Here is a 24,279-nt window from a genome sequence, read left to right as displayed (position 1 = left end):
ACCACATCCCCGAAACCGTCAGATCCGTACCCGCCGTCGATCTACCGGACGATTCGGGCCGCGCTCCCGGCCCGGCCTGCGGACATCCTGGACAGCGCGACATCCCGCCAACGCCGTCAGGCGGGCAGGCGAAGGCCGTGGGTGGGCACTGTCAGCCGGGGGTACGCAGGCGGGTGAGCAGCGCCTCCGCGGCGGCCCGCTCGCTGCGCTGCTCGGTGGCGTACGCCAACCGGACCGCGTCCTCGGCGCTGGCCTTCGCCTCCGCAGGTCGCCCGCACGCGGCCAGCGCCTCGGCCAGCACGCTCGCCGCGACCACCTGGCTGCGGACGTCCTCGGCCTGGACGCGCACCGCCCGGCGGGCCCAGTCCAGCGCCTGCTCGCGCTGGCCGTGGGCGAGCAGGGCCGAGGCGTAGCGGGCCATCGACTGCCGACGGGAGAAGAGCAGCGACGGGGTGGTGGCCGCCATCGTGGCGACCGGGGCGAGCAGCCCGACAGCGGTGCCGGAGTCACCGGCCGCCAACCTGGCGGTGGCCAGCAGCACCCGGGGAGCGACCTGGGCCGGTGCCTGCGGATTGTGCGGTTCCACTGTGGTGAGCACCGCGCGGGCGTGCCGCTCGGCACCGGCCACGTCACCCATCTCCAGCGCGACGAAGCCGCGCAGCGTGCCGGCCATCCCGGTGAGCAGCGGGTGACCGGTCCGGTGGCCGTACGCGAGCGCGTCGGTGAGCAGGTCCGCGGCGTGCCCCGGCTCGCCCAGCCCCCGGGCGACCACGCCCCGGACCACGAGCGCGAAGCCCTGCCCCCAGTCGTCCGAGGCGGCGGCGAAGTCCCGGTACGCCCGCCGGGCCTCCCGGTCGGCGTCGACAAGCTCACCCAGCTCGGCGTTGGCGTACGCGTCGACAGCCCGCAGGGTGCCCACCGCCCACGCCTCGCCGACCCGTTCACCGAACGGCAGGAAGACCCGAGCCAGCCGGCGCGCCTCCCGCAACCGCCCGGCGAGCAGCCGGGCGAAGGCGGTGGTGCCGCGCAGCCACGCCCGCCCGTACGGATCCTTCAGCTCGGCGAAGAGTCGGGCGGCCCGGCCGAGCACCGCGTCCGTGCCGGCGAAGTCGCCCCGGGTGGTGGTCACCCAGGCAAGGTTCTGCAACGACCACGCCTGGCCCCGGCGGTCCCCGGCGGCCAGGCTGACCTGGTACGCCGCCGCGAGTCGACTGCTGGCCTGGCCCAGCCGCCCGACCAGGAAGTCGGTCATGCCCAGCCGGCGCATCGCCGACGCGCGCAGCGCGGGCAGGTCGGCGTCACCGGCCACCTGCAACGCCTCCCGCCAGCAGGACTCGGCCCGTCGGAGGTCACCCATCACCTGCTGGGCCTGCCCGGCGAGCAGCAGGGCACTGGTCCGGGTCGCCGGATCTCCCGCGTTCGCGGCGATCTTCTCGGCCGAGGCCAGGGCGTCGGCGGCCCGACCGACCTGGAGCAGGGCCCGGGCGTGCGCCACCCGGTCGACCGCGGGTATCCCGTCGCGGGCCAGTTCGGTGGCGCGTTCGGCGTACTCGACGGCCAACGCCGGCTCCCCGGCGTGCAGCGCCCGGCGGGTGGCCCGGCCGAGTGCCGCCACGCCCAGCGGCGCGACCGCCCGGGCCGGCGCGTCCGGACGTAGCGTGACCGCGTCGGCCAGCGCGGTGGCCCGCTCGACGTGCTCGGCCACGAATTCGTCCCGGGCCGTCTCGGAGAAACCACCCGGGCCGGTCCCGGTACCGCTGGCTGCGGTGGCCTCGGTCGCCGGGGCCGCCCAGCGGGCCAGCGCGGCGTGCCGTTCCGCCAGCTCCGCCTTGCTGATCCCGGAGTACGCGGCTTCCCGCATCAGCGGGGTGGCGAAGGCGTACCCGCTGCGGGTGCGGTGCAGCATCCGGCGTTGCAGCAGCTCCTCCACGGCCCGTTCCAGCTCGACCGCGGCGACCGCGGCCGGGCGGCCGTCCCGACCGGTGCGTTGCTCCCGCAGCGCCTCCAGCGCCCCGTCGGGCACCGTGTCGCCGACCACCGCGGCGTCCCGCAACACCGAGCGGGCCTCGGCGGGCAGGGCGTCGATGCGGGCGGCGAGCACCGCCGCTAGGTCCCGGGAGAGCAACCGGCTGCCCAGCGAGCCGGGCGCCAGCCGCCAGGTGTTGCGCGCACCGGCGGTGAGCGCGCCGCGCTCCATCAGCAGGGTGACAAGTTCGGCAAGGTAGAAGGCGTTGCCCTGGGCGGTGGCGAGCAACCGGTCGGCGTCGGGCTGGGGCAACCGTCCACCGCCGAGGTAGCTGGTGAGCAGCCGGGCCGCGTCGGCACCGCGCAGGGGTGGCAGTGGCTGCACCTCGGCGTCGGAGACCCGGGCCAGGGTGCCGGCGGCTCGCACCAGCTCGGGTCGGCCGAGCAGCAGCACCAGTACCGGCCCGGTGAGCCGGGACAGCGTGACCTCCAGCGCGCCGATGGTCTCCGCGGTGGCGTCGTGCAGGTCGTCCACGATGACCACCAGCGGCGCCTCCTCGGCGAGGGCGCTGAGCAGGTCGGCCACCGCGTTGGGCACCGCATCGGCGTCGGCCGGCGGCTGGGCGGTGCTCCACTCGCCCTGCTCCGCCGGGCCACCGGCGGGTAGTTCCGCGTAACCGAGCAGCGCCAGCAGTTGATCGATGGCGACCGGGGCCGGCTCCGTCCGGGTGCGGCTGAGACGTTGCCCGAGCCGGCGCAGCCGCTCCTCCACGGCCGCGCGGGTGACAGCCGTCGCGGTGTCGTTGGGCAACCCCGTCGCGGCGCGGACCAGGTCGGCCAGGGGAGCCAGCCGGCGACGCTCACCGAACGCCGCGCAACGCACCGAGAGGACCCGGGCACCTGTGTGCGCGGCGTACCGGCCGGCGCCGACGTCGTAGCCGGCGGCGAGGCGTTCCACCTCGGCGGCGAACCGGGACTTGCCGATGCCCGCCTCGGCCGTCATCAGCAGCACCCGGGGCTCGGTACGGTCGATCACCTCGGCGAGCCGACCGGCCACCCGGCCGATCTCGGTCTCCCGCCCCACGAATGGCGCCTCGTCGCCCAGACCGGAACGGGTGCCGGGCGCGTCCAGCAGGCCGAGCAGTTCGTACGCCTCGACCGGCTCCCGCTTGCCCTTGAGCCGCAGCGGTCGCAACGCCCGCCAGCTCGACACGTGCCGGGTCGCCGCGGCGGTACGCCCACCGGCGTACACCGCGCCGACGGCGGCGGCGTCGGCCAGCCGGGCGGCGGTGTTCACGGTGTCGCCGATGACCGTGTACTCGATGGCGGCCTGGATGCCGGCGATCACGTCACCCGTGTTGAGCCCGACCCGCAGTCCCAGCGGCGCGCCGCCACCCCGCTCGTCGTCGAGGACCCGGCGGACCGCCCGCTGCATCGACAACGCGGCGCGTACCGCCCGCTCGGCGTCGTCCTCGTGGGCCACCGGAGCACCGAAGACCGCCATGATCCCGTCACCGGTCAGCTTGTCGACGTGCCCGCCGAAGGTCTTGACCGCCCCGGCCAGCGCGGCCAGCACCCGGTCGGTGACCGCGCCGACGCGTTCCGGGTCGAGATCCTCCGACCAGGAGGTGAAGTCGGACAGGTCGCCGAAGAGCACCGTCACCACCCGGCGCTCGGCGGCGGGCAGCGTCGCGGCAGCCGGCAGCGCGGCGCCGCAGTTGTGGCAGAACCGGGCGCCGGGCACGGCGACGGTTCCGCACACCGGGCAGGTCACGCTGGATCCAACCTCGCGTCGCCGCCGTCGGATTCCCGGCCCAGGTATTCGAGCTGGGCGCGTACCGACCATTCCGCAGCCCACCACAGCGACCTGTCGACGTCGGCGTAGACCGCGGCGACCACCTCGGCCGGGGTCCGCGCACCCGCGTCGAGTGCCGTCCGTACCTGGTCGAGGCGGGCGCGACGGTGGGCGAGGTAGAACTCGGCGGCGGCGGCGCAGTCGGCCAGGGCCGGGCCGTGTCCCGGCAGCGCCGGGATTCCCCGGTACGTGGACAGCAGCTCCAGGCTGGCCAGATAGTCGCCGAGGTGCCCGTCCGGATGGGCGACGACAGTGGTACCTCGACCGAGGATCGTGTCACCGGTGAGAACCACCCGCTGCCCGTCGCGCTCGACGAGGAAGCAGACCGAGTCGGCGGTGTGTCCGGGGGTGGTGACCAGGCGGACCGCCAGGCCGAAGCCGCCGAGATCCTCACCCGGCTCGGTGAGTGGCGTGCCGCCGATGGTGTGCGCCGGGTCGGCGGCGCGGACGTGCGCCCCGCCGAGCAGGTCGTGCAGGCGCGCCGAGCCCTCGGTGTGGTCCGGGTGCCCGTGTGTGATCAGTACCAGCCCGACCGGCCCCTGCGCGACGATCGCCGCCAGGTGCGCCTCGTCCGCCGGCCCCGGATCGACCACCAGGGCCGGCTCGCCGGGCGCGGCCCGCAGCAGCCAGGTGTTGGTGCCGTCAAGCGTCATCGCCCCCGGGTTGGGTGCCCGCAACAACGTCACCCAGTCCGGCAGTTCGCTGGCGAGGGCGGTCACCGCCCCCGTCACATGCCCTCCCATGGCTGCGATCGTACGACTCCGCGAACGCACCCCCGCGATCTTGCAGTTTCGGTCCCCGATTCGCCCTCGTTAGGGGTTTTCGTCCCGACCAGAAGTGCAAGATCGCGGGGAGTTCCGGGGCGTGGTCAGGAGACTTCGACGATGAGCTCGACCTCGACGGGGGCGTCCAGGGGGAGTTCGGCGACGCCGACGGCGGAGCGGGCGTGGCGGCCGGCCTCACCGAAGACGGTGCCGAAGAGGTCCGACGCCCCGTTTACGACACCGGGCTGACCGGTGAAGCCGGGTGCGCTGGCGACGAAGCCGGTCAGCTTCACGATCTTGACGACGTTCTCCAGGCCGACAAGCGAATCGATCGCGGCGAGCGCGTTGAGGGCGCAGCGCTGGGCGAGCTGCTTGGCCTGCTCGGCGGAGACGCCAGCGCCGACCTTGCCGGTTGCCAGCAGCTTGCCCTCGGCCATCGGTAGCTGCCCGGAGACGTACACGTGCTGCCCGGACTGCACCGCCGGCAGGTAGCTGGCCACCGGCGGCACCACCTCCGGCAACTCCAGACCGAGTTCCGCCAGCCTGGCGTGGGGTCCGTTGGCCACGACACTCATGCCTTCGGGCGCTTCAGGTAGGCGACCAGTTGCTCCGGATTCGGTCCGGGAACGACGGAGACGAGTTCCCAGCCGTCCTCACCCCAGTTGTCGAGGATCTGCTTGGTCGCGTGGACCAGCAGCGGGACCGTGGCGTATTCCCACTTCTGCATCGGTGGAGGGCTCCCTCGGTGGCTTGGACACTTCGGGGCACAGCCTACGGGCCACCGGCCGGCCGGGAAGCGGGACGCTGGTCAGCGCCGGGCCACTGCTCGGGGGCGCTCCGCTGCTCGGGCGCGGGCGGCAGCTCCCCACAGGGGCCGGCGTGATCGTAGGGCTGGGGGCAGCGCGTGCGGTCCGGCAGCAGCAGGTCGCAGAAGACCCGGTGCCGATTGTTCTGGTCGTCGGCGGTGGACACCTCGGTCTCACCGGCGTCCAGTTCGAGCAGGAAGTTCAGCGAGGTCGCCACCCGACCGGCCAGCGCGGTGGCGGCGGCCAGATCGGTCACCCGGATGGGCAGGTGGATGACGTACCCGGGGCCGTCCTCCTCCCGTCCGCCGGCCGGCTCGACACTCGTGACCGGGTCGACGGAACGCCGGTACGACCGCTCGTTCACCGGCAGCCGGCCGGAGGAGTCTTTGCCAGCCGTCCGGCTGCCCCGCCGTGGCCCGTCGGGAAACTGGGCTCGGGGGTGTTGTCCGTGTCGCGCATGCACTGCCTCCGGGCGTCGTACCTGGTCACGGTGCCGCCCACCAGTCCGGGACCGATCCTCCCGGCCCCGGCCGAGGCGTGCCGGAGCGACCGTAGGACCGGAACACCGGTCCCATCAACAGGACGCGCGCGCCCGACGGCGTTTGGTCACATTTGCGACACCCGACCAGCGGAAAGCTGATCGCGATCTCCGCGCGGGACACACCGGCCTCTCCGCAGCGGGGCCCCGGACCGTTACCCTTCCCGTCTGGACGGGCGCTTGGCCCGGCCACCCGATCCCACGCGCACCGCCCGTAGGCGGTGCTGCGCCGCACCCGGGGGGACCGATGACCCAGCCACCCGTCGGCGGCCCGACCGGCCCCACCGACCTCCCGCCGGCCGGCTCACCGGCCCAGCCCTCGTCGGCCACCGGGCCGGGAGCCCCACCGGCGGAGGCCGGATATCCGCCCTATCAGTCACCGGCCACACCGCCGCGCAAACGGGGCGCACTGCTCGCCTCACTCGCACTTGCCGTGGTGCTGCTGCTCTGCGCCGGCGGTGGCGTGGCCGCGTTCCTCACCCTGCGCAACACCGAGTCGGGCGAGGGCGCGCCGGATCCGTCGGTGGCGGTCGATGATTTTCTGACCGCGGTCTACCAGGACCGGGACGCCGCCAAGGCGGCCGATCTGGTCTGTACCGCCGCTCGCGACCAGGACAAGATCCGGGCCAAGGTGGCCGAGGTCGAGGAGTACGTCTCGACCTACCAGAACCCCCGGTTCCGCTGGGACACCCCGACGGTGGACAACGAGACAGGCGACCGGGCGACAGTCACCACCACGGTGACCGTGACCACCGCCGATGAGAAGATCGCCGACCAGGATCTGCGCTTCACGGTGATTCGTAAGACCGGCTGGTGGGTCTGCGAGGTCGCCTGAGCACGCCGGATGGATAGGCTCGACGGGTGGGAGCAGCGCAGCGACCGACCGACCGGGCCGTCATCGACTGGCCCGCCCGCCTGCACGTGGTGACCGGCAAGGGGGGCACGGGCAAGACAAGCGTGGCCGCCGCGCTGGCCCTGGGGCTGGCCGCCGGTGGCCGGCGCACCCTGCTGGTCGAGGTGGAGGGGCGGCAGGGCATCGCCCAGCTCTTCGGCACCGAACCGCTGCCGTACGCCGAACGGCACCTGGCCGACGCCCCCGGCGGCGGCGAGGTGTCGGCGCTCGCGGTGGACGCCGAGGAGGCGCTGCTCGAATACCTCGACATGTTCTACAAGCTCGGCGCGGCCGGCCGGGCGCTACGCAAGTTCGGCGCGATCGACTTCGCCACCACCATCGCCCCGGGTCTGCGCGACGTGCTGCTCACCGGCAAGGTCAAGGAGGCCACCACCCGCACTGCCGACAAGCGGCGGGTGTACGACGCGGTGGTGCTGGACGCCCCACCCACCGGCCGGATCGGGCGTTTCCTCAACGTGACCGCCGAGACCGCCCGGTTGGCCAAGGTGGGGCCGATCAAGACGCAGAGCGACGGAGTCTCCGCACTGCTGCGCTCACCGATGACGGCCGTGCACGTGGTCACCCTGCTGGAGGAGATGCCGGTACAGGAGACCGTCGACGCCATCGCCGAGCTGACCTCGCTGGGCTTCGGGGTGGGTCGGGTGATCGTCAACGCGACCCGGGCACCGCTGCCGACCGGACGGCTGGTCACCGAGGCGGAGTTGGCACGTGGCCTGCGTGCGGCGGGGCTACCGGCCAGCGGCGGGATCGTCAGCGGCCTGCACGACGAGGCACGCGACCTGATGATCCGCCGGGAGCTGGAGGATTCGCTCCGCACGGATCTGGTGGAACTCGGCGTGCCCCTCGTCGAGCTGCCGCTGCTGCCCGACGGGGTGAACCGGGCCGGGCTGGACGTGCTCGCCGCCGCGCTCGTCCGGGGCGATTGACTCACACCTCACCTCGGCCTGGCGCGCGGAGCCGGTCAGCCCGATACGCTCGATTGGTGCCTTCCGACAACGCCGCGCCACCGCTGGACGTCGACCGGATCCTGGCTGACCCGGGCGTACGGATCGTGGTCTGCTGCGGTGCGGGCGGGGTCGGCAAGACGACCACTGCCGCCGCGCTCGCGCTGCGCGCCGCCGAGCAGCACGGTCGGCGCACCGTGGTGCTTACCATCGACCCGGCACGGCGGCTGGCCCAGTCCCTCGGCCTGACCGAGCTGGACAACACACCTCGGCAGGTCAAGGGCATCGACGTCGAGGACAGCGGCGGCGAGCTGCACGCCATGATGCTCGACATGAAGCGCACCTTCGACGACGTGGTGCTGGCGCACACCGATCCGACGAAGGCGGCCGAGATCTTCGCCAACCCCTTCTACCAGGCCATGAGTTCCACCTTCGCCGGCACCCAGGAGTACATGGCGATGGAGAAGCTGGGCCAGTTGCACGCGCGGGGCGAGTGGGACCTGATCGTGGTGGACACTCCCCCGTCGCGCTCGGCGCTGGATTTCCTCGACGCGCCGGCCCGGCTCTCGCGGTTCCTCGACGGGCGGATGCTTCGGCTGCTGCTCGCTCCGGCGCGGACCGGCGGTCGCAGCATGTTCAGCCTGGTGACCGCCTCCTTCGGGATGTTCTCCCGGGTGGTCCAGAAGGTCATCGGCACCCAGCTGCTGACCGACCTGTCCGGCTTCGTCGCCGCGCTCGACTCGATGTTCGGCGGGTTCCGACAGCGCGCCGAGCAGACGTACCGCATCCTGCAGGCACGGGAGACGGCCTTCCTGCTGGTCGCGACGCCGGAGCCGGACGCGGTCCGGGAGGCCGCCTATTTCGCCGGCCGGCTGGGCGCGGAGAAGATGCCGCTCGCCGGCCTGGTGCTCAACCGGGTGCACCAGCCGACGGCGGCCGAGCTGGGCGCGGCGGAGAGCCGTGCCGCCGCCGACCGGCTGGCCACGACCGGCGGCCACGAGGGCACCGTCGAGGTGCTGCGGGCGCACGCCGCCCTGGTCGAGCAGGCGGCACGTGAGCAGCAGGTGGCAGCGCGGTTCACCGAGGCGTTTCCACAGGTGCCGGCGGTATCGGTGACGGCGCAGCCCGCCGACGTGCATGACGTCGACGGGCTACGGACGATCGCAACGGCCATCAGCCGCTCCTGACCGACGGTCGGTGCGACGGTGCGCCGCACCGACCGCGCCGTTGGTTCAGTTGCCGGCCCCGGCCAGGATCTTGTCCTTGCCGGACTTGTCCTTGGCGTTCTTCTTCATCGCCGCCTCGAACATCTTGCGCCAGCTGGTGACCTGGGGGTGGCGACGCAGCAGCGCGCGACGTTCCCGTTCGGTCATGCCGCCCCACACGCCGAACTCGATCCGGTTGTCCAGCGCGTCGGCCAGGCATTCGTACCGGACTGGGCAGCTTCGGCAGATCCGCTTGGCCACGTTCTGTTCGGCGCCCTGTACGAACAACGCGTCCGGGTCCCCGTTCTGACACGCCGCCAACGACGGCCAGTCAGTGATCATGCCCATCTGTACACGTCCCCCCTTGCAGTACTACCGACGCCGTCGCGGGTCAGCCGGCAAATCCCCCCGGATCGTCCGGCACGCCTTACCCCAAGGCGGCACAGACGACATGTGGCGCTGTCGCCGCCTACATCATGCTCTGTAGTCGCACGATTACGCAACGTTGTCGGCGAAATCCATCATTCCGGACACTCCCGGCTTCTTGGGCTCGGGACCGCCGCTTACCCCACCGAGGTCGGCGAAAACGCTGCGAGCCACCTCCGCGAGGAGGAAACTCGGCTCGGATCCACGCAACCGGACACCCGGTGCCACGCGTCTAGCACAACGAGGACGGCGCGCGCAGGAAATGGGGAAAAGACGCCCCGGCGCCCCTCGTTACCTGTTCGCGTACCCTGTCGAGGTGACCTGGATGCGGAAACGTGACCACAACGTCCTGACCAACGCCGCATCGCTACTCATCTGTGGGCTGTTGGCCGGTGTGGTGGTTGCCGCCGCGGCTTTCCCCGCGGTGGCGATGTCGGGTCTGGCCGCGAAGGCCGGCGCGGAGACCTTCGGCGCGCTGCCGAAGGAACTCACAGTGGCCCGCGCACCCCAGATCAGCTATCTGCTCGCCTCCGACGGCAAGACGCCGCTGGCCACCATGTACGACGAGAACCGGCGGGACGTGAAGTTCGCCGACATCTCGGAGAACATGCGCAACGCGATCATCGCCGCCGAGGACCACGACTTCTACAACCACAACGGGGTCGACCTCAACGGCGTTGCCCGGGCCTTCGTCAACAACAGCCAGACCGGCGCCGACCGGCAGGGCGCCTCGACGCTGACCATGCAGTACGTCCGGATGGGCATCGCGTACTCGGCCACCCACCCGGCCGACGTGATCGCCGCGACCGAGGACACCAGCGCCCGCAAGCTGCGCGAGATGCGGTACGCACTCCAGCTCGACAAGGAGATGTCGAAGGACGAGATCCTGGAGCGCTACCTCAACCTCGCCGCCTTCGGCAACGGCGCGTACGGCATCTACGCCGCCAGCCAGGTCTACTTCAACAAGCCGCCGAAGGACCTGAAGATCGAAGAGGCGGCCATGCTGGCCGGCCTGGTGAAGGCCCCCACCTCGTTCGACCCGACCACCAAGGACGGTTACCCGCACGCGGTGGCCCGGCGCGACTACGTCATCGACAACATGGTCAAGACCGGGGCGATCACCCAGCAGCAGGCCGACGAGGCCAAGGCGGTCAAGCTGGTGGTCAAGGGCAAGCGCGCGCCGAACGGCTGCGTCGCCACCAACAAGAACGCCTGGGGCTTCTTCTGCGACTACTTCTACCGCTGGTGGATGTCGCAGGAGACGTTCGGCTCCACCACGTACGACCGGGAGCGGCGGCTCAAGAGCGGCGGCTACACCATCATCACGACGCTGGACAAGCAGGCGCAGAACGGCGCCGACAAGGCGGTCCGCGACGCCAAGTCGGTGAACTCCAAGGAAGCCGCGATGATCGCGGTGGTCGAGCCCGGCACCGGCCGGGTCCGGGCGCTGTCGGTCAACCGGAACTTCAAGCTCGACAACCCCGACAAGCCCAAGAACAAGCCGCACAGCGACCCGGTCCAGCGCCGCAAGGGCAAGCTCGGCAACTACCCGAACACCGTCAACCCGCTGCTGACCGGCGGCGACGGCATCACCGGCTACCAGGCCGGCTCGGTCTTCAAGATGTACACGATCGTGGCCGCGCTGGAGAAGGGCATCCCGCTCAGCTACACCTTCAACGCGCCGCAGCAGTTCAAATCGGAATACATCATCGATCGGGGCAACCCCGCCGCCTGCGAGGGCACGCACTTCTACTGCCCGACCAACTCCGGCCTGAAGGCCGGTGGCGTGCAGAACATGTGGAGCGCCTTCTCCGCCTCGATCAACACGTTCTTCGTCCCGTTGCAGCAGCAGGTCGGCGCGGAGAACGTGGTGGACGTGGCCAAGCGCCTGGGCATCCAGTTCCGGCAGAGCAAGGACGCGGAGTTCGCAAACAACAAGGAGGCCGCGCACCAGTGGGGCGCGTTCACCCTCGGCGTCTCGCAGGTCACCCCGTTGGAGCTGGCCAACTCCTACGCCACCCTGGCCGCCGACGGCAAGTACTGCGAACCGATCCCGGTGCAGGAGATCCGGGACCTGGACGGCAACAAGCTGGACGTGGCCAACCCGCGCTGCGAGAAGCGGTTCAGCACCGAGGTGGCCCGCGCCGCGGTGGACGCGGCCCGCTGCCCGGTCGGTGACAACTCCTCCACCAGCAAGTGCGGTGGCAGCCGCACCGCCGCCGAGGTGAAGTGGAACGTCGGCAAGCCGGTGGCCGGCAAGTCCGGCACCACCGACTCCGAGAAGACCGCCTCGCTCGTCGCGATGACCAAGCAGTACGCGGTGGCCGGCATCCTGGCCGACCCGGACTGGCCGCAGACGAACGTCAAGATGAAGCACAAGACGTCGGACGGCATCAACCCGCCGGTCTGGCAGACGTTGAAGGCCGCCATGAAGGGCAAGAAGGGGATCGACTTCGAGCCGCCCGGCAAGAAGATCTCCCTGGGCGATCAGCGCACCATCCCGGGCGTCTCCTGCCTGGACCTCGACCGGGCCAAGTCCCGACTCTCCGGCGCCGGCTTCGAACCGATCGTCTCCAGCACCCGGGTCGCCTCCGACTGCCCCGCCGGCACCGCCGCCGGCACCAGCCCCAGCGGGCGCACCATCAAGGGCGGCATCGTGACGATCGTGGTCAGCGCCGGTAAGGCAAGCAACGACAACGGTGGCGGCAACGACCGGCCGGGCAGCGGTCCGTCCTCCGGTCCGCCAAGCAGCCCCGGCCGTCCGCCGGACCGCCCCGGCGGCTGACCGGCCTCAGCGACGCTCGAACGGGCGGGCACCCCGAACCAGGGGGCCCGCCCGTTCAGGTTCCGGCAACCGCCGCCGCAGGGCGTACCCGCGGTGTCCGGCAGGACGACTCAGAGGCCGAGCTGGCGGCGTACCTCGGCGGCCACCCGGCCCCCCTCGGCCTGGCCGGCCACCGCGGCCTGGGCCGCCTTCATCGCCGGGCCCATCTGGGCCTTACCGGTGAACCCGCCGGTGGCGAGCGTCTGCGTGACGAGCGCGGTCAGCTCGGCGTCGGAGAGCTGCTTCGGCAGGTAGCGGTCCAACACCTCGCCCTCGGCGGCCTCCTTGGCGGCCTGCTCGGTGCGGCCCGCGTCGGCGAAGGCGGTGGCGGCCTCGCGGCGCTTCTTGGCCTCCTTGGTCAGCACCGCCACCACCTCGTCGTCGCTGAGCTCCCGCTTGGCCTTGCCGGAGACCTCGGCGGTGCCCACGGCGGCCAGCGCCATCCGCAGGGTGGAGGTGGTCAGCTCGTCGCGGGCCTTGAGGGCGGCGCGCATGTCGGCGGTGAGGCGGTCCTTCAGCGTGCTCATGGACGGTCAAACTACCCTCATCGGCATGCGAAAGCGCACACTATTCCGGCTCGCGACCGCTACCGCCGCGACGGGTGCCGCCGCCCTGGCGTACGCCTCCCTCGTCGAGCGCAACCTGTTCACCCTGCGCCGCTTCGACGTGCCGGTGCTGCCGACCGGCACCGAGCCACTGCGCGTGCTGCACCTGTCGGACCTGCACATGACCCCCAACCAGGTACGCAAGCAGCGGTGGGTCGCCTCACTTGCCGCCCTCGATCCCGACCTGGTGGTGGTGACCGGGGACAACATGGCACACCCGGGCGCGGTGCCGGGCGTCTTGCGGGCGCTGCAACCCCTGCTCGACTACCCGGGCGCGTTCGTCTTCGGCTCGAACGACTACACCGGGCCGGTCTGGAAGAACCCGTTCAGCTACTTCCTGCCCGATCGGGAGTACACCGAGGGGGTCGAGCTGCCCGCCGAGGAACTGCGTGACGTGTTCACCGGGGCCGGTTGGGTCGACCTGAACAACCGCCGGACCACGGTCAAGGCCGGTGGTCGGGCGATCGACATGGCCGGCGTGGACGACCCCCACGTCGAGCGGGACGACTACGCCTCGGTCGCCGGCCCGACCTCCCCGGACGCCGACCTCTCCATCGCGCTCACCCACTCGCCCGAGCCGGCGCTGCTCGACGAGATGGCCGCCGACGGCTTCGGGCTGCTGCTCGCCGGGCACACCCACGGGGGCCAGGTGTGCGTACCGGGGGTCGGGGCGTTGGTGACCAACTGCGGGCTGCCCCGGTCGATGGCGAAGGGTCTGCACCGCTGGCCCGGGTCGGACTCCTGGCTGCACGTCTCCGCCGGGCTCGGCACCCACCCGACAGCCCCCGTCCGGTTCGCCTGCCCGCCGGAGGCCAGCCTGCTCACCCTGATCCCAGGCTGACCGCCCGCACCCGGGTACCGAGTTTGAGCCCCGGGACGGGTGGGCTACTATTTGTCGGCACGCCTCGGGGTGTGGCGCAGCTTGGTAGCGCGCTTCGTTCGGGACGAAGAGGTCGTCGGTTCGAATCCGGCCACCCCGACCAGGTGAGGGGCACATCCATCGATTGGATGTGCCCCTCGTTTGTTGTGTGACGGCCTGGCGATCCCCGTCGGCCAGGCCCCCGGCAGCCGCCGAGACATCAGGCCTGGTGAGTTGCTCGGCAGCCAGGTTTGAGCTCTGGACCCGCCGGGGATGCCCGATCATGCGCATCAACTTGGACGAGCCGAACGCCCGCGAACGGTTCTGGGAAGGCATGCGAGAGGTTGCGAACGCGGCCGCACGCCACCAGGACCAGGCCCTCTACCAAACGATCGTCAAGATTGGCAGAGCGGCTCTGGCGCAGGGCATCGAGGTGGTGTCGTCGGGCGGCCTGTTCCTACAGTGCCCGGTCTGCAACGCTCTGCCAGGTCAACGCTGCATCAACATGGCAGGCCACCCGCTCCACGAGCAGACCTGCCATCCCGAGCGGGTCGAGTTGGCGGAGAAAGTACTGAGCGGAGAACGCCCCCTGCCCCCTCCGCTCACCTGACTGCCCTGGTACGGCCCGCCGACGTTGCGCCTCGCCCGGCTCAGCCGACCCGACGGCGATGTTCCCGGCGCAGCCGAGCTGCCTGTACGGCGGCGACGCCGAGCAGGATCAGGAGCACCGGGCCACCGCCGAGGACGACGAGGCCGGCGCCGATGTTCGCACCTATCGCTCCGGCGGTCACGATCCGCCAGGCAAGGCCGATCAGCACGCCGGCCAGAACCAGCGGTACCAGCACGAACCACCAGCGGGGTTCGAGCTTGCGGGTGGCGGTGGCGCGAATCAACAGGGCAAGTGACAGCACCGTGAGGGCACCGGCCACGATCACCAACACCCGGTCGCCGACCACGCCCAGGCTGACCGGCTCCACCGCGTAGTCGAGTGGCTCTCCCTCGGCGGCGAGCCGCCGGGCCGCCGGGCCGGTCAGGTCGCCGACGAGCCACCCGGTCACCACCGGCGTACTCAGCAGCAGGGCCACCACCAGCAGCGCAAGACCACGTCTCACCACGACACCCCTCTGTTCGGCTGGGCTGTCGAGTCGGCCGACCCGGAGCGGCCACCAGCAACCTCAGCGGACCCACGATAATGATCCGCGTCGTTCCCGGCCGCCCCGGGCCGCCCCCGGGTCAGCAGTTCGTGTAGCCCTTGCCCTTCTTCGTCCAGGCGCACTTGTCGATCTGCTTGCCGCTGGCGTTGCGCAGGTACGCGGTGTCGCCGGTGTTGTTCCAGATGTAGTTGCCCGAGCCCCAGTAGCGGGTAGCGGAGGTGTTCTTGCCCGTGCCGGTACGGATGACGATGCTCTTGCCCTTGGCGAGCTTGACGTCGCCGCTGAACTTGTAGACGTGGTTGGCCTTGTCGCGAAGGGTCCAGTTCTTCAGGTTGATGGTGCGGGCCCGCCTGTTGGTCAGCTTCACGTACTCGGCGTTCAGGCTGGATTTCGACCGGTTGTCAGCGCCCGGCGAGTCGTAGTAGACCTTCGTGATCTCGATGGCCGGGGTGGCGGCCTGCGCCGGGACGGCCCCGGTGAGCGATCCACCCACCACCACGGCGAACGCGGCCACGAGCCCGATGAGCCTTCTCGTCATACGTGTCAAACCCCCACGGACGGCGCCGGAATCTCGGCGCGGATGTGTCACGCCGACGCGTGACGGAGCGAGGCTAACGACGCACGACGCCACAGTGAACACTCAGCCACGCCCTGCCACCGATTAGGGCTGACCGGCGACCGCGAGGCATCCGGCCGGCGACCACGGCACGTCCGGCCGGCGTTTCCGGCGCACCCGCCGGCTCGCCGGAGTCGCCCGGTCCGATCGATCGGACTCGCCCCACGACCATGATCAGCCACCCGAACCGGTGCCCAGGATCACGCCTTCGTCGTCCGCTTCGGACCATTGGGCACGCGCCGTCGCCCGCTCCTGCGGGAATCCGTCTGCCGCCCTCTGGGCAACCGATCAGAAGCCGCAGGTCATGCCGGCGGTGTGGCTCACCTGGACGGTGTGGGTGACGCAGCCTGCCGGGGACACCACGTGCAGCAGCAGTGCGGTCGGCTCGGCGACCCACCCGATCCGCTCGTCGTCGCTCATGGTCAAGGTCGACTGCCGCCAGGTGCTCGGGGCGACCGACAGCACCGTGCCCGCGAAGGTCGCGGTCACCGGGCGGTGCAGGTGGCCGGCTGCGACGCGTACCACGTGCGGGTGTCGGAGCAGCACCTCGGCGAGCTCGGCACCGTCGGCGAGCCGGATCGAGTCGGCGATCGGGATGCCGACATCGACCGGCGGGTGGTGCAGGCAGACCACGGCCGGCACGTCGGGGCGTGCCCCCAGCACCCCGTCCAGCCAGGCGAGCTGCTCCTCGCCGAGCCGCCCTCCGTCCGAGCCGGGAACGAGGGAGTCGAGCACGACAACTGTCGCCCCGGGGTGATCGACCTGGTAGTGCGCGGAGAAGCCGCCGCCCAGCCAGGGTGTGCCGCCGAAGGCGTCGAGCAGCGACTCCCGGTCGTCGTGGTTGCCGGTGACCAGGTGCACCGGCAGCGGGAACCGCCCGAGCACCTCGCGCAGCACGGCGTACTCGTCGGGGCGACCGTGGTCGGCCAGGTCGCCGGTGATGACCACGCAGTCGGGCCGGGGGTTCAGCGCCAGCACCCGGCCGAGCGCCCGGTGCAGGCCGGCAGCCGGTTCGGCACCGAGGACGCCGGTGGTCAGGTGCGGATCGCTGAGGTGGGCGATGAGCATCGGGCCTCCACTCGACCGGAAATCCCAACGCTATCGTCGCCGCGCGCCGCGCGTGGCCCCACAGGCCGTGTCCACACCCTGTGGATAGCACATGTGTACGACCGCAGCCGGCTCCCCGCTCCGCGTGAGTACGCTTGATCCGCGACCCGGCGCCACCGGGACCGGACCCGACCTGGAACGACGTGCGAGTGGATCACCAGAAAGTCATCCGTGACGTCACGGTCCGCCTGCCCATGGCGTCGACCGTCGCCGAGGTCTGCGAAGCGGCAGTCGACGCCCTCGCCCGGTACACCCCCGCCACCATCGCCGTCCTGCTGCACGTGCACGGTCGGCTCCGCTGCGTCGCCGCCACCGGATCCTGGCAGGTCTTCGCCACCGTCGCGCCGGACGCCGGAATCGTCGGGCGGGTCTACTCCGGTGGCCGTTCCGCAGTCGTCCCCGATGTCGCCGCCGACCCCGCGCACATCCCGGTACGCCCCGACGTCACCGCCGAGCTGTGCGTACCGGTCCTGAACCCGGCGGGCCGGACCATCGGGGTACTCGACCTGCAATGGACCGGGCCGGCCGACCTCGTCTCGTGGCGGGCGGTCGCCGAACGCGTCGCCGCCCGCCTCGGCAGCCGGATCTCGGCACTCGGTGGACCGACGGAGAGCCGCAGCGAGAAGCTGCTCCGGCACGCCTCGGCGATGACCGCCGCCACCACCGAGTGGGAGCTCATGACAGCCGCGATCGCCGCGGCCCGGGACGTGTCGACCCTCGCTGCGGCGGTCCTCCTGCTCGGTGGCCGGGGTGGCCCCCGACTCGGTGCCCCGACTGTCGCCCCCGGCGAGTTGGAGACCCGGATGCGTGCCGAGCTGGCCGAGCTGGACGCCCCGGCACTCGCCCGCGTCATCGACCGGGCCCACCGCTACGGGGCCGGCTACACCCTCGGTGAGGCCGACCATCCACCGACCGACGAGCATCAGCCGCTGGTCCGGGCCGGCGTACGCACCCTGGTGGCGGTGCCGTTCGGTCCGCCGGACCGCGGCGGGGTGCTGCTGGTCGCCGACGAGCGGCTGCTGCGGCCGGACCCGACCACTGTCAACCTGTTGGAGCTGCTCGCCGGGCAGGCGTGGAGCTGCCTGGACCGGCTCCGCACCCTGGACCGGCTCCGCGAGCAGGCCAGCTCCGACCCGCTGACCGGGCTGCGGCACACCGGCCCGTTCGGGCAGCGGATCGCCACCGTGACCCCGGACCGCACCGCCCTGCTGGCGATCGACGTGGACGACTTCAAGACGGTAAACGACACGTACGGCCACCAGGCCGGCGATCGGGTGCTGATCGGGCTCGCCCGGGCGTTGGAAGGCGCGTTACGCCAAGGGGACGAGTTGTACCGGATCGGCGGCGACGAGTTCGTCGCGGTGATCGAGGTCAGTCGCCCCGAGGAGGCGGTACGCGTCGCCGAACGGCTCACTGAGGCAGCCCGCCAGGTGGGCCGCACGATAAGCGTGGGGGTGGCCCTGCCCCGCCCCGGCGAGTCACCCGAGCTCGCCCTACGCCGCGCCGACCAGGCCCTCTACGCAGTCAAACGAAAGGGCCGCGACGGCGTCCACCTCTCCCCCGCCTAACCCCACCCCACCCCGCCCCGCCCCACCCTGACGCGCCGATCATGCAGTTGTGGTCGCCGTTACGTCACTTTCGCCCTGATTCGTCACTGCCAAAACTGCATGATCGCGGGGACGGTGGGGGTCAGGGGTGGGTGAGGGTTTTGGCGAGGAGTTCGGCGATCTGGGCGGTGTTGAGGGCGGCGCCCTTGCGGAGGTTGTCGCCGGTGACGAAGAAGTCGAGGGCCCGGGGGTCGTCGACGGCGCGGCGGATCCGACCGACCCAGGAGGGGTCGGTGCCCACCGCGTCGATGGGCATCGGGAACTCGCCGGCCGCCGGATCGTCGACCACGATCACGCCGGGCGCGTTGCGCAGCACGCCACGGGCACCGTCGGCGTCGATCTCGGTGGCGAAGACGGCGTGCACCGCGACCGAGTGGCCGGTCACCACCGGCACCCGTACGCAGGTGGCGGAGACCTTGAGGTCAGGCAACCCGAGGATCTTGCGCGACTCGTTGCGCATCTTCATCTCCTCGGACGACCAGCCATCATCGGCAAGCGAGCCCGCCCAGGGGACCACGTTGAGCGCCAGCGGCGCGGGGAACGGGCCGAGGTCGTCGCCGACCGCCTGCCGCACGTCACCGGTACGCGAACCGAGCAGCCGGTCGCCGGCGACCTTGACCAACTGGTCGTGCAGGGCGTCCGCACCGCCCTGACCGGCGCCGGAGACCGCCTGGTACGACGCGAGCACCAGTTCCCGCAGGGCGTACTCGCGGTGCAGCGGGGCGACCGCGACGATCATCGCGAGGGTGGTGCAGTTCGCGTTGGCCACGATGCCCCGAGGTCGGTTGCGCAACTGCTCCGGATTGATCTCGGGCACCACCAGCGGCACGTCGGGATCCATCCGGAAGGCCCCGGAGTTGTCCACCACTGTGGCGCCGCGACTGACCGCGATGGGGGCCCAGTGGGCGGCGACCTCGTCCGGCACGTCGAACATCGCCACGTCGACGCCGTCGAGCGCCTCCTCGGTGAGGACCTGGACCGTCAGTTCCTCGCCCCGGCAGCGGACCTTGCGTCCGGCGGACCGTTCCGAGGCCAGCAGCCGAATCTCGCCCCAGACGTTGCGCCGCCCGGTGAGCAGCTCACACATCACCGTGCCGACGGCCCCCGTCGCCCCGACCACGGCCAGGGTGGGCAGCCCGGCCACGCGCGCTACCGCCCGGTCCCCGCGTACACCACGGCTTCGGTGTCGCCGCCCAGGTCGAACGCTTCGTGGATGGCCCGCACCGCCGCGTCGAGGTCGGTGTCCCGGCAGACCACCGAGACCCGGATCTCGGAGGTGGAGATCATCTCGATGTTCACCCCGGCCTGACCCAGCGCGGCGAAGAAGCCGGCGGCCACACCGGGGTGCGACCGCATCCCCGCACCGATCAGCGAGACCTTGCCGACGTGGTCGTCGTAGAGCAGGCCCTTGAAGTTGACCGTCTCCTGGATCTTGCTCAGGGCGGCCATCGCGGTCGGACCGTCGGTCTTCGGCAGAGTGAAGGAGATGTCCGTGCGGCCGGTGCCCTCGGTGGACACGTTCTGCACGATCATGTCGATGTTGATCTCGGCGCTCGCGACGGTGTCGAAGATGCTCGCGGCGGCACCCGGTTCGTCGGGCACCCCGACGATGGTGATCTTGGCCTCGCTGCGGTCGTGGGCGACCCCGGTGATCAGTGCCTGCTCCACTGAGAGCTCCTCCATCGATCCGGTGACCATGGTGCCGGTGTTTGTCGAGTATGACGAGCGGACATGGATCGGCAGCCCGGCCCGCCGGGCGTACTCCACGCTACGCAGGTGCAGGACCTTGGCCCCGCAGGCGGCCAGCTCCAGCATCTCCTCGTAGGTGATCTGCCTGATGTGCCGGGCGTTCGGCACGATCCGCGGGTCGGCGGTGAACACGCCGTCCACGTCGGTGTAGATCTCGCAGACGTCCGCGCGTAGCGCCGCGGCCAGCGCCACGGCTGTGGTGTCCGAACCACCCCGACCGAGGGTGGTGACGTCCTTGGTGTCCTGCGACACGCCCTGGAAGCCGGCGACGATGACCACCGCACCCTCGTCCAGGGCGCCCTTGAGGCGACCCGGGGTGACGTCGATGATCCGCGCCCGGCCGTGCACTGACGTGGTGATCACGCCGGCCTGGGAACCGGTGAACGAGCGGGCTTCGTACCCCAGGTTGTGGATCGCCATGGCGAGCAGCGCCATGGAGATCCGTTCGCCGGCGGTGAGGAGCATGTCCAGCTCCCGCCCGGGCGGCAACGGGCTCACCTGGTTGGCCAGGTCGAGCAGTTCATCGGTGGTGTCGCCCATCGCGGAGACCACCACGACGACGTCGTCGCCGGCCTTGCGGGCCGCGACGATGCGCTCCGCCACCCGCTTGATCCGCTCGGCGTTGGCGACGGAGGACCCGCCGTACTTCTGCACCACGAGTGCCACGACGGCGCACTCCCTCCCGGTTGCCCTGAGCGTGCCGACGCCGCCGGCACCGGGGCCGGCGGCGCGGGTCGGACGACCTCAGGGTATCGGGCGGCTCTGACCGCCGGGTCAGGTGATCCCACGATCCGGCCCCCGGGCACGGCCGCAGTGGCCTGCGACACGCCGGAAACGCCAGCCTTTCCGGGGCTGTCCCGAACCCTGCCCAGCACCCAGAATGACCGGGTGCCCGCCGCCCATCATCCGATCCGCCGCCTGACCGTCGCGCTCGCGCTCGCCGTGCCCGCTCTGCTCGCCGCCTGTTCGCCCGACCCGCCCACCGATCCCGCACCGCCCCCGACCGGCGCGCCACGTCCGGCCGGCCCGGACGCCGCCCGGGACGAGTTGGCCGCTGTCGCGGCCGCCGCCCAGGACCGGCACCTGGTCGCCCGGTACACGTTGCGGGTGGACGGGGTCGCCGACCGCCTGATCGTTTTCACCAGCGCGAACGACGGCAGTTGGCGGGTGGATGTGCCGGGCGGTGCGCTCGGCGGCACCGCAGACATCACCCTGGCCGCCACCGCTGACGGGTTGTTCCAGTGCGGGCTGCCGTCGGCCGCCCGACCGGAACCGGCGACCTGCGTACGACTCGGTGAGCGGGACGACACGCTGCCCCGCCGACTGGATCCCCGGGTGCAGCACCCGTTCACCGACTGGCTGGACGTGCTGACCGACCGGCGCGCCCCGCTGTCGGTGTCGCCGGCCATGGCACCTGCCGAGGCGACCGGCAACTGCTACTCGGTGGAGACCACCGCAGCGTCGATCAACCCGCCACTTGACGTCGGAATCTACTGCTTCGACGCTGACGGCACCCCGACAGCGGTACGGGCGGCGTTCGGCACCCTGACGCTTGCCGCCCCGCCCGAGCCGGCCCCCGGCACGGTGCAACTGCCCGGACCGGTGGTCGAGGGTGAGCCGCTGGGCATGGAGGCGCCATCGGTGGACCCGTCCACCTCGGCAGGCACCGATCCGACCGACCCGGGCGGGTACGCGGGAACGCCCTGAAGCTGATCCCGTTACGGGTGTTTTAGCCCACATTTGCCCCACCCGACCCGGCGGTCAAAACGCCCATACGGGACGCTTTACGCATGACCGACCTCACTCCGCTGCTCGCCTTCCGCTGGAGTCCCCGCTCCTTCGACCCGATCGCGGAGCTGACCTCGGCCGAGGTGACGACCCTGCTGGAGGCGGCCCGCTGGGCACCCTCGGTCGACAACCGGCAACCCTGGCGGTTCGCCGTCGGGCACCGCGAGGACGAGACTTTCAAGCGGATCCTGGTCAACCTGCCGGCCGCCGAGCAGCGGTGGGCCGGTCGGGCCAGCGCCCTGCTGCTCGCCGCGTACCACGGCACCGGCAACCCGTTCGCGGCGTACGACCTGGGTCAGGCGGTGGCCCACCTGACCGTGCAGGCCACCGCGCTGGGGCTGCACGTGCGCCAGGTGGCCGATCTCGACCGGGTCGGCCTGGTCGCCGACCTCGATCTACCCGCCGACGTGCGACCGTACGTGGTGACGGCGGTCGGCCAACTGGGTGACCCGTTCAGCCTCCCGGCCGACCTGCTGGTCCACGAGACGTCGCTACGCCACCGTCGGCCACTTGCTGAACTGCTTCTGAGCTGCTCGAACAACTCGGCCTGAGGGTCCATCTGCGAGCCTCGTCCCAAATTCCGGACGAGCCTTCCCAGACCTGACTCCCATCACGTAGTGTCACTCTGTCATGTGGCAGGCGCACCTTCTCCTTGGTCGCCGCGACGGGGCCTGACGGCCGGCACCTCGTCGCGGAGTCGAACCGCGCCGCCAGCATTTCCCGGACAGTCCTCGGCCTCGCTGCCGACCTCCATCGCTGACGTCACATGACCACGGGAGAACTCCGCCATGGCTCACCCAGCCGGCACCACCGACATCGACTCCGATCCGTTCGCGCGGCAGCGCCCGAGCCGGATGCCGTACGCCCGCTACCAGCCGTACCGGCAGCAGTTCCGGATCGACCTGCCCGACCGCACCTGGCCGACCCGACACGTCGAGGCGGCCCCCCGCTGGTGCGCGGTCGACCTGCGGGACGGTAACCAGGCGCTCATCGACCCGATGTCACCCGAGCGCAAGCGCCGGATGTTCCAGCTCCTGGTGCAGATGGGTTACAAGGAGATCGAGGTCGGCTTCCCGTCGGCCAGCCAGACCGACTACGACTTCGTCCGACAGCTGATCGAGCAGGATCTGATCCCCGAGGACGTCACCATCCAGGTGCTTACCCAGTGCCGGGAGCACCTGATCGACCGCACCTTCGAGTCGCTGCGCGGGGCCCGCCGGGCGATCGTGCACTTCTACAACTCGACCTCCACCCTGCAACGTCGGGTGGTGTTCGGGCTGGACCGCGACGGCATCACCGACATCGCCACAAGCGGTGCCCGGCTCTGCCAGAAGTACGCCGAGATCCACACCCCGGACACCGAGATCTTCTACGAGTACTCGCCGGAGTCCTACACCGGCACCGAGCTGGAGTACGCGCTGGAGGTGTGCGCGAAGGTCATCGAGGTGGTCGATCCCACCCCGGACCGCAAGCTGATCATCAACCTGCCGGCCACCGTCGAGATGGCCATGCCCAACGTGTACGCCGACTCGATCGAGTGGATGCACCGGCGCCTGCCCCGCCGCGACAGTCTGGTGCTCAGCCTGCACCCGCACAACGACCGGGGCACCGGGGTCGCCGCCGCCGAGCTGGGCCTGCTGGCCGGTGCCGACCGGATCGAGGGCTGCCTGTTCGGCAACGGCGAGCGCACCGGCAACGTCGACCTGGTCACCCTGGGGCTGAACCTGTTCTCCCAGGGCATCGACCCGATGATCGACTTCTCCGACATCGACGAGATCAAACGGGCCGTCGAGTACTGCAACCAGTTGCCCGTGCACGAGCGCCACCCGTACGCCGGCGACCTGGTCTACACCGCCTTCTCCGGCTCCCACCAGGACGCCATCAACAAGGGGTTCACCGCCCTGGAGGCCGATGCGGCGGCGGCCGGGGTGCCGGTCGACGAGTTCACCTGGGCGGTGCCGTACCTGCCGATCGACCCGAAGGACCTGGGCCGTAGCTACGAGGCGGTGATCCGGGTCAACTCGCAGTCCGGCAAGGGCGGCGTCGCGTACATCATGAAGACCGAGCATCAGCTCGACCTGCCCCGCCGGCTCCAGATCGAGTTCTCCGGCGTGGTCCAGCAGGTCACCGACCACGACGGCGGTGAGGTCGACCCGACCACCATGTGGCAGATCTTCGCCGGTCAGTACCTGCTCGACCACCAGCGCGACCCGTCGGTGGCCCTGTCCGAGTACGCGATCGGCACCGCCGACGGCAAGGTCGAGATCACCGCCCAGATCCACACCGGCGGCGAGTCCCGTTCGGTCACCGCGATCGGCAACGGCCCGATCGACGCGTACGTGAACGCGCTCGGTTCGGCCGGGGTGAGCGTACGCGTGCTCGACTACCACGAGCACGCGCTCTCCTCCGGTGGGGACGCACAGGCCGCCGCGTACGTCGAGTGCGAGGTGCAGGGGCGCACGGTCTGGGGTGTCGGGATGGACGCCAACATCGTCACCGCCTCCATCAAGGCCGTCACCAGCGCCGTCAATCGCGCCCGCGGCTGAGACGACAG

22 protein-coding genes and 1 tRNA gene are annotated in these 24,279 nt (G+C 71.3%); 11 read left to right on the top strand and 12 right to left on the bottom strand.

Annotated features, from left to right (window positions below; genetic code table 11):
- Nucleotides 1-151 precede the first annotated feature (151 nt).
- The 5 genes from CLT74_RS23655 to CLT74_RS23635 form a co-directional block, all read right to left on the bottom strand.
- The gene (locus CLT74_RS23655; RefSeq protein ID WP_099848947.1) at nt 152-3,739 is read right to left on the bottom strand and encodes an adenylate/guanylate cyclase domain-containing protein; all 3,588 of its coding nucleotides are present in this window, start codon (nt 3,737-3,739) and stop codon (nt 152-154) included.
- The gene (locus CLT74_RS23650; protein WP_099848945.1) at nt 3,736-4,563 is read right to left on the bottom strand and encodes an MBL fold metallo-hydrolase; all 828 of its coding nucleotides are present in this window, start codon (nt 4,561-4,563) and stop codon (nt 3,736-3,738) included. Before CLT74_RS23650 ends, CLT74_RS23655 begins: the two co-directional genes overlap by 4 nt.
- Nucleotides 4,564-4,688: 125 nt before the next feature.
- Nucleotides 4,689-5,159 carry a RidA family protein gene (locus tag CLT74_RS23645; protein WP_099848943.1) on the bottom strand — a complete coding sequence of 157 codons (471 nt, stop codon included), beginning with the start codon at nt 5,157-5,159 and terminating at the stop codon, nt 4,689-4,691.
- Nucleotides 5,156-5,311, bottom strand: a complete 156-nt coding sequence (gene sp36, locus CLT74_RS23640) for a Sp36 family protein (protein WP_013736319.1) — start codon at nt 5,309-5,311, stop codon at nt 5,156-5,158. Before sp36 ends, CLT74_RS23645 begins: the two co-directional genes overlap by 4 nt.
- A 44-nt stretch (nt 5,312-5,355) precedes the next feature.
- Complete coding sequence (locus tag CLT74_RS23635) at nt 5,356-5,853, bottom strand: hypothetical protein (protein WP_486582551.1); 498 nt, start codon at nt 5,851-5,853, stop codon at nt 5,356-5,358.
- A gap of 322 nt (nt 5,854-6,175) precedes the next feature.
- Between CLT74_RS23635 and CLT74_RS23630 the strand changes: the two genes are divergently transcribed.
- The 3 genes from CLT74_RS23630 to bagB are packed head-to-tail and all read left to right on the top strand — an operon-like array spanning nt 6,176 to nt 8,972.
- A complete protein-coding gene (locus CLT74_RS23630) occupies nt 6,176-6,763 on the top strand; it encodes an Rv0361 family membrane protein (protein ID WP_099848941.1) in 588 nt (195 codons plus the stop codon).
- A 26-nt stretch (nt 6,764-6,789) separates the two neighbouring features.
- The gene (gene bagA / locus CLT74_RS23625) at nt 6,790-7,767 is read left to right on the top strand and encodes an ATPase BagA (protein ID WP_099848939.1); all 978 of its coding nucleotides are present in this window, start codon (nt 6,790-6,792) and stop codon (nt 7,765-7,767) included.
- A 53-nt stretch (nt 7,768-7,820) separates the two neighbouring features.
- Nucleotides 7,821-8,972: an ArsA-related P-loop ATPase gene (gene bagB / locus CLT74_RS23620; RefSeq protein WP_199172245.1), complete on the top strand. Its 1,152-nt coding sequence runs from the start codon at nt 7,821-7,823 to the stop codon at nt 8,970-8,972.
- Nucleotides 8,973-9,017: 45 nt separating this feature from the next.
- Here bagB and CLT74_RS23615 read toward each other — a convergent pair whose 3' ends face one another.
- A complete protein-coding gene (locus tag CLT74_RS23615) occupies nt 9,018-9,338 on the bottom strand; it encodes a WhiB family transcriptional regulator (protein WP_099848935.1) in 321 nt (106 codons plus the stop codon).
- Nucleotides 9,339-9,741: 403 nt separating this feature from the next.
- Between CLT74_RS23615 and CLT74_RS23610 the strand changes: the two genes are divergently transcribed.
- A complete protein-coding gene (locus tag CLT74_RS23610; RefSeq protein WP_099852731.1) occupies nt 9,742-12,201 on the top strand; it encodes a transglycosylase domain-containing protein in 2,460 nt (819 codons plus the stop codon).
- Nucleotides 12,202-12,311: 110 nt separating this feature from the next.
- Here the strand turns inward: CLT74_RS23610 and CLT74_RS23605 are convergent, their stop codons facing one another.
- Entirely contained in the window at nt 12,312-12,767 is a 456-nt protein-coding gene (locus CLT74_RS23605; protein WP_099848933.1) for a GatB/YqeY domain-containing protein, read from the bottom strand.
- A gap of 25 nt (nt 12,768-12,792) precedes the next feature.
- On the opposite strand from CLT74_RS23605, the gene CLT74_RS23600 reads away from it, so the two are divergent.
- From CLT74_RS23600 to CLT74_RS23590, 3 genes are all read left to right on the top strand, one after another.
- Complete coding sequence (locus CLT74_RS23600) at nt 12,793-13,686, top strand: metallophosphoesterase (protein WP_099852728.1); 894 nt, start codon at nt 12,793-12,795, stop codon at nt 13,684-13,686.
- Nucleotides 13,687-13,751: 65 nt separating this feature from the next.
- Nucleotides 13,752-13,828: transfer RNA gene (locus CLT74_RS23595), tRNA-Pro, on the top strand.
- A gap of 159 nt (nt 13,829-13,987) precedes the next feature.
- Nucleotides 13,988-14,314: a zinc finger domain-containing protein gene (locus tag CLT74_RS23590; protein WP_099848931.1), complete on the top strand. Its 327-nt coding sequence runs from the start codon at nt 13,988-13,990 to the stop codon at nt 14,312-14,314.
- A gap of 40 nt (nt 14,315-14,354) precedes the next feature.
- On the opposite strand, the gene CLT74_RS23585 is transcribed toward CLT74_RS23590, so the two are convergent.
- From CLT74_RS23585 to CLT74_RS23575, 3 genes are all read right to left on the bottom strand, one after another.
- A complete protein-coding gene (locus CLT74_RS23585; RefSeq protein ID WP_143697201.1) occupies nt 14,355-14,816 on the bottom strand; it encodes a hypothetical protein in 462 nt (153 codons plus the stop codon).
- Nucleotides 14,817-14,937: 121 nt separating this feature from the next.
- On the bottom strand, nt 14,938-15,396 hold the full coding sequence (locus tag CLT74_RS23580) for a lamin tail domain-containing protein (RefSeq protein WP_486582550.1): 459 nt from the start codon (nt 15,394-15,396) through the stop codon (nt 14,938-14,940).
- Between the two features lie 366 nt (nt 15,397-15,762).
- Nucleotides 15,763-16,542 (bottom strand): phosphodiesterase, encoded by a 780-nt coding sequence (locus tag CLT74_RS23575; protein WP_099848927.1) that lies wholly within the window; start codon nt 16,540-16,542, stop codon nt 15,763-15,765.
- A 188-nt stretch (nt 16,543-16,730) separates the two neighbouring features.
- On the opposite strand from CLT74_RS23575, the gene CLT74_RS23570 reads away from it, so the two are divergent.
- Nucleotides 16,731-18,149 carry a sensor domain-containing diguanylate cyclase gene (locus tag CLT74_RS23570; protein WP_099852722.1) on the top strand — a complete coding sequence of 473 codons (1,419 nt, stop codon included), beginning with the start codon at nt 16,731-16,733 and terminating at the stop codon, nt 18,147-18,149.
- A gap of 121 nt (nt 18,150-18,270) precedes the next feature.
- Here the strand turns inward: CLT74_RS23570 and CLT74_RS23565 are convergent, their stop codons facing one another.
- Nucleotides 18,271-19,332 (bottom strand): aspartate-semialdehyde dehydrogenase, encoded by a 1,062-nt coding sequence (locus CLT74_RS23565; protein ID WP_099848925.1) that lies wholly within the window; start codon nt 19,330-19,332, stop codon nt 18,271-18,273.
- Between the two features lie 5 nt (nt 19,333-19,337).
- Nucleotides 19,338-20,603 carry an aspartate kinase gene (locus CLT74_RS23560; RefSeq protein WP_099848923.1) on the bottom strand — a complete coding sequence of 422 codons (1,266 nt, stop codon included), beginning with the start codon at nt 20,601-20,603 and terminating at the stop codon, nt 19,338-19,340.
- A gap of 222 nt (nt 20,604-20,825) precedes the next feature.
- On the opposite strand from CLT74_RS23560, the gene CLT74_RS23555 reads away from it, so the two are divergent.
- The 3 genes from CLT74_RS23555 to leuA all read left to right on the top strand — a co-directional run bounded on the left by CLT74_RS23555 (nt 20,826) and on the right by leuA (nt 24,271).
- Complete coding sequence (locus tag CLT74_RS23555; RefSeq protein ID WP_486582549.1) at nt 20,826-21,644, top strand: hypothetical protein; 819 nt, start codon at nt 20,826-20,828, stop codon at nt 21,642-21,644.
- A gap of 83 nt (nt 21,645-21,727) precedes the next feature.
- Complete coding sequence (locus tag CLT74_RS23550) at nt 21,728-22,276, top strand: nitroreductase family protein (RefSeq protein WP_099848921.1); 549 nt, start codon at nt 21,728-21,730, stop codon at nt 22,274-22,276.
- 237 nt (nt 22,277-22,513) lie between these two features.
- Complete coding sequence (gene leuA, locus CLT74_RS23545; RefSeq protein ID WP_099848919.1) at nt 22,514-24,271, top strand: 2-isopropylmalate synthase; 1,758 nt, start codon at nt 22,514-22,516, stop codon at nt 24,269-24,271.
- Nucleotides 24,272-24,279 lie beyond the last annotated feature (8 nt).

It is taken from the genome of Verrucosispora sp. CNZ293, from assembly GCF_002754655.1.
The sequence above is the reverse complement of the archived record's forward strand: the minus strand, read 5'-3'. Positions and strand labels throughout refer to the sequence as shown.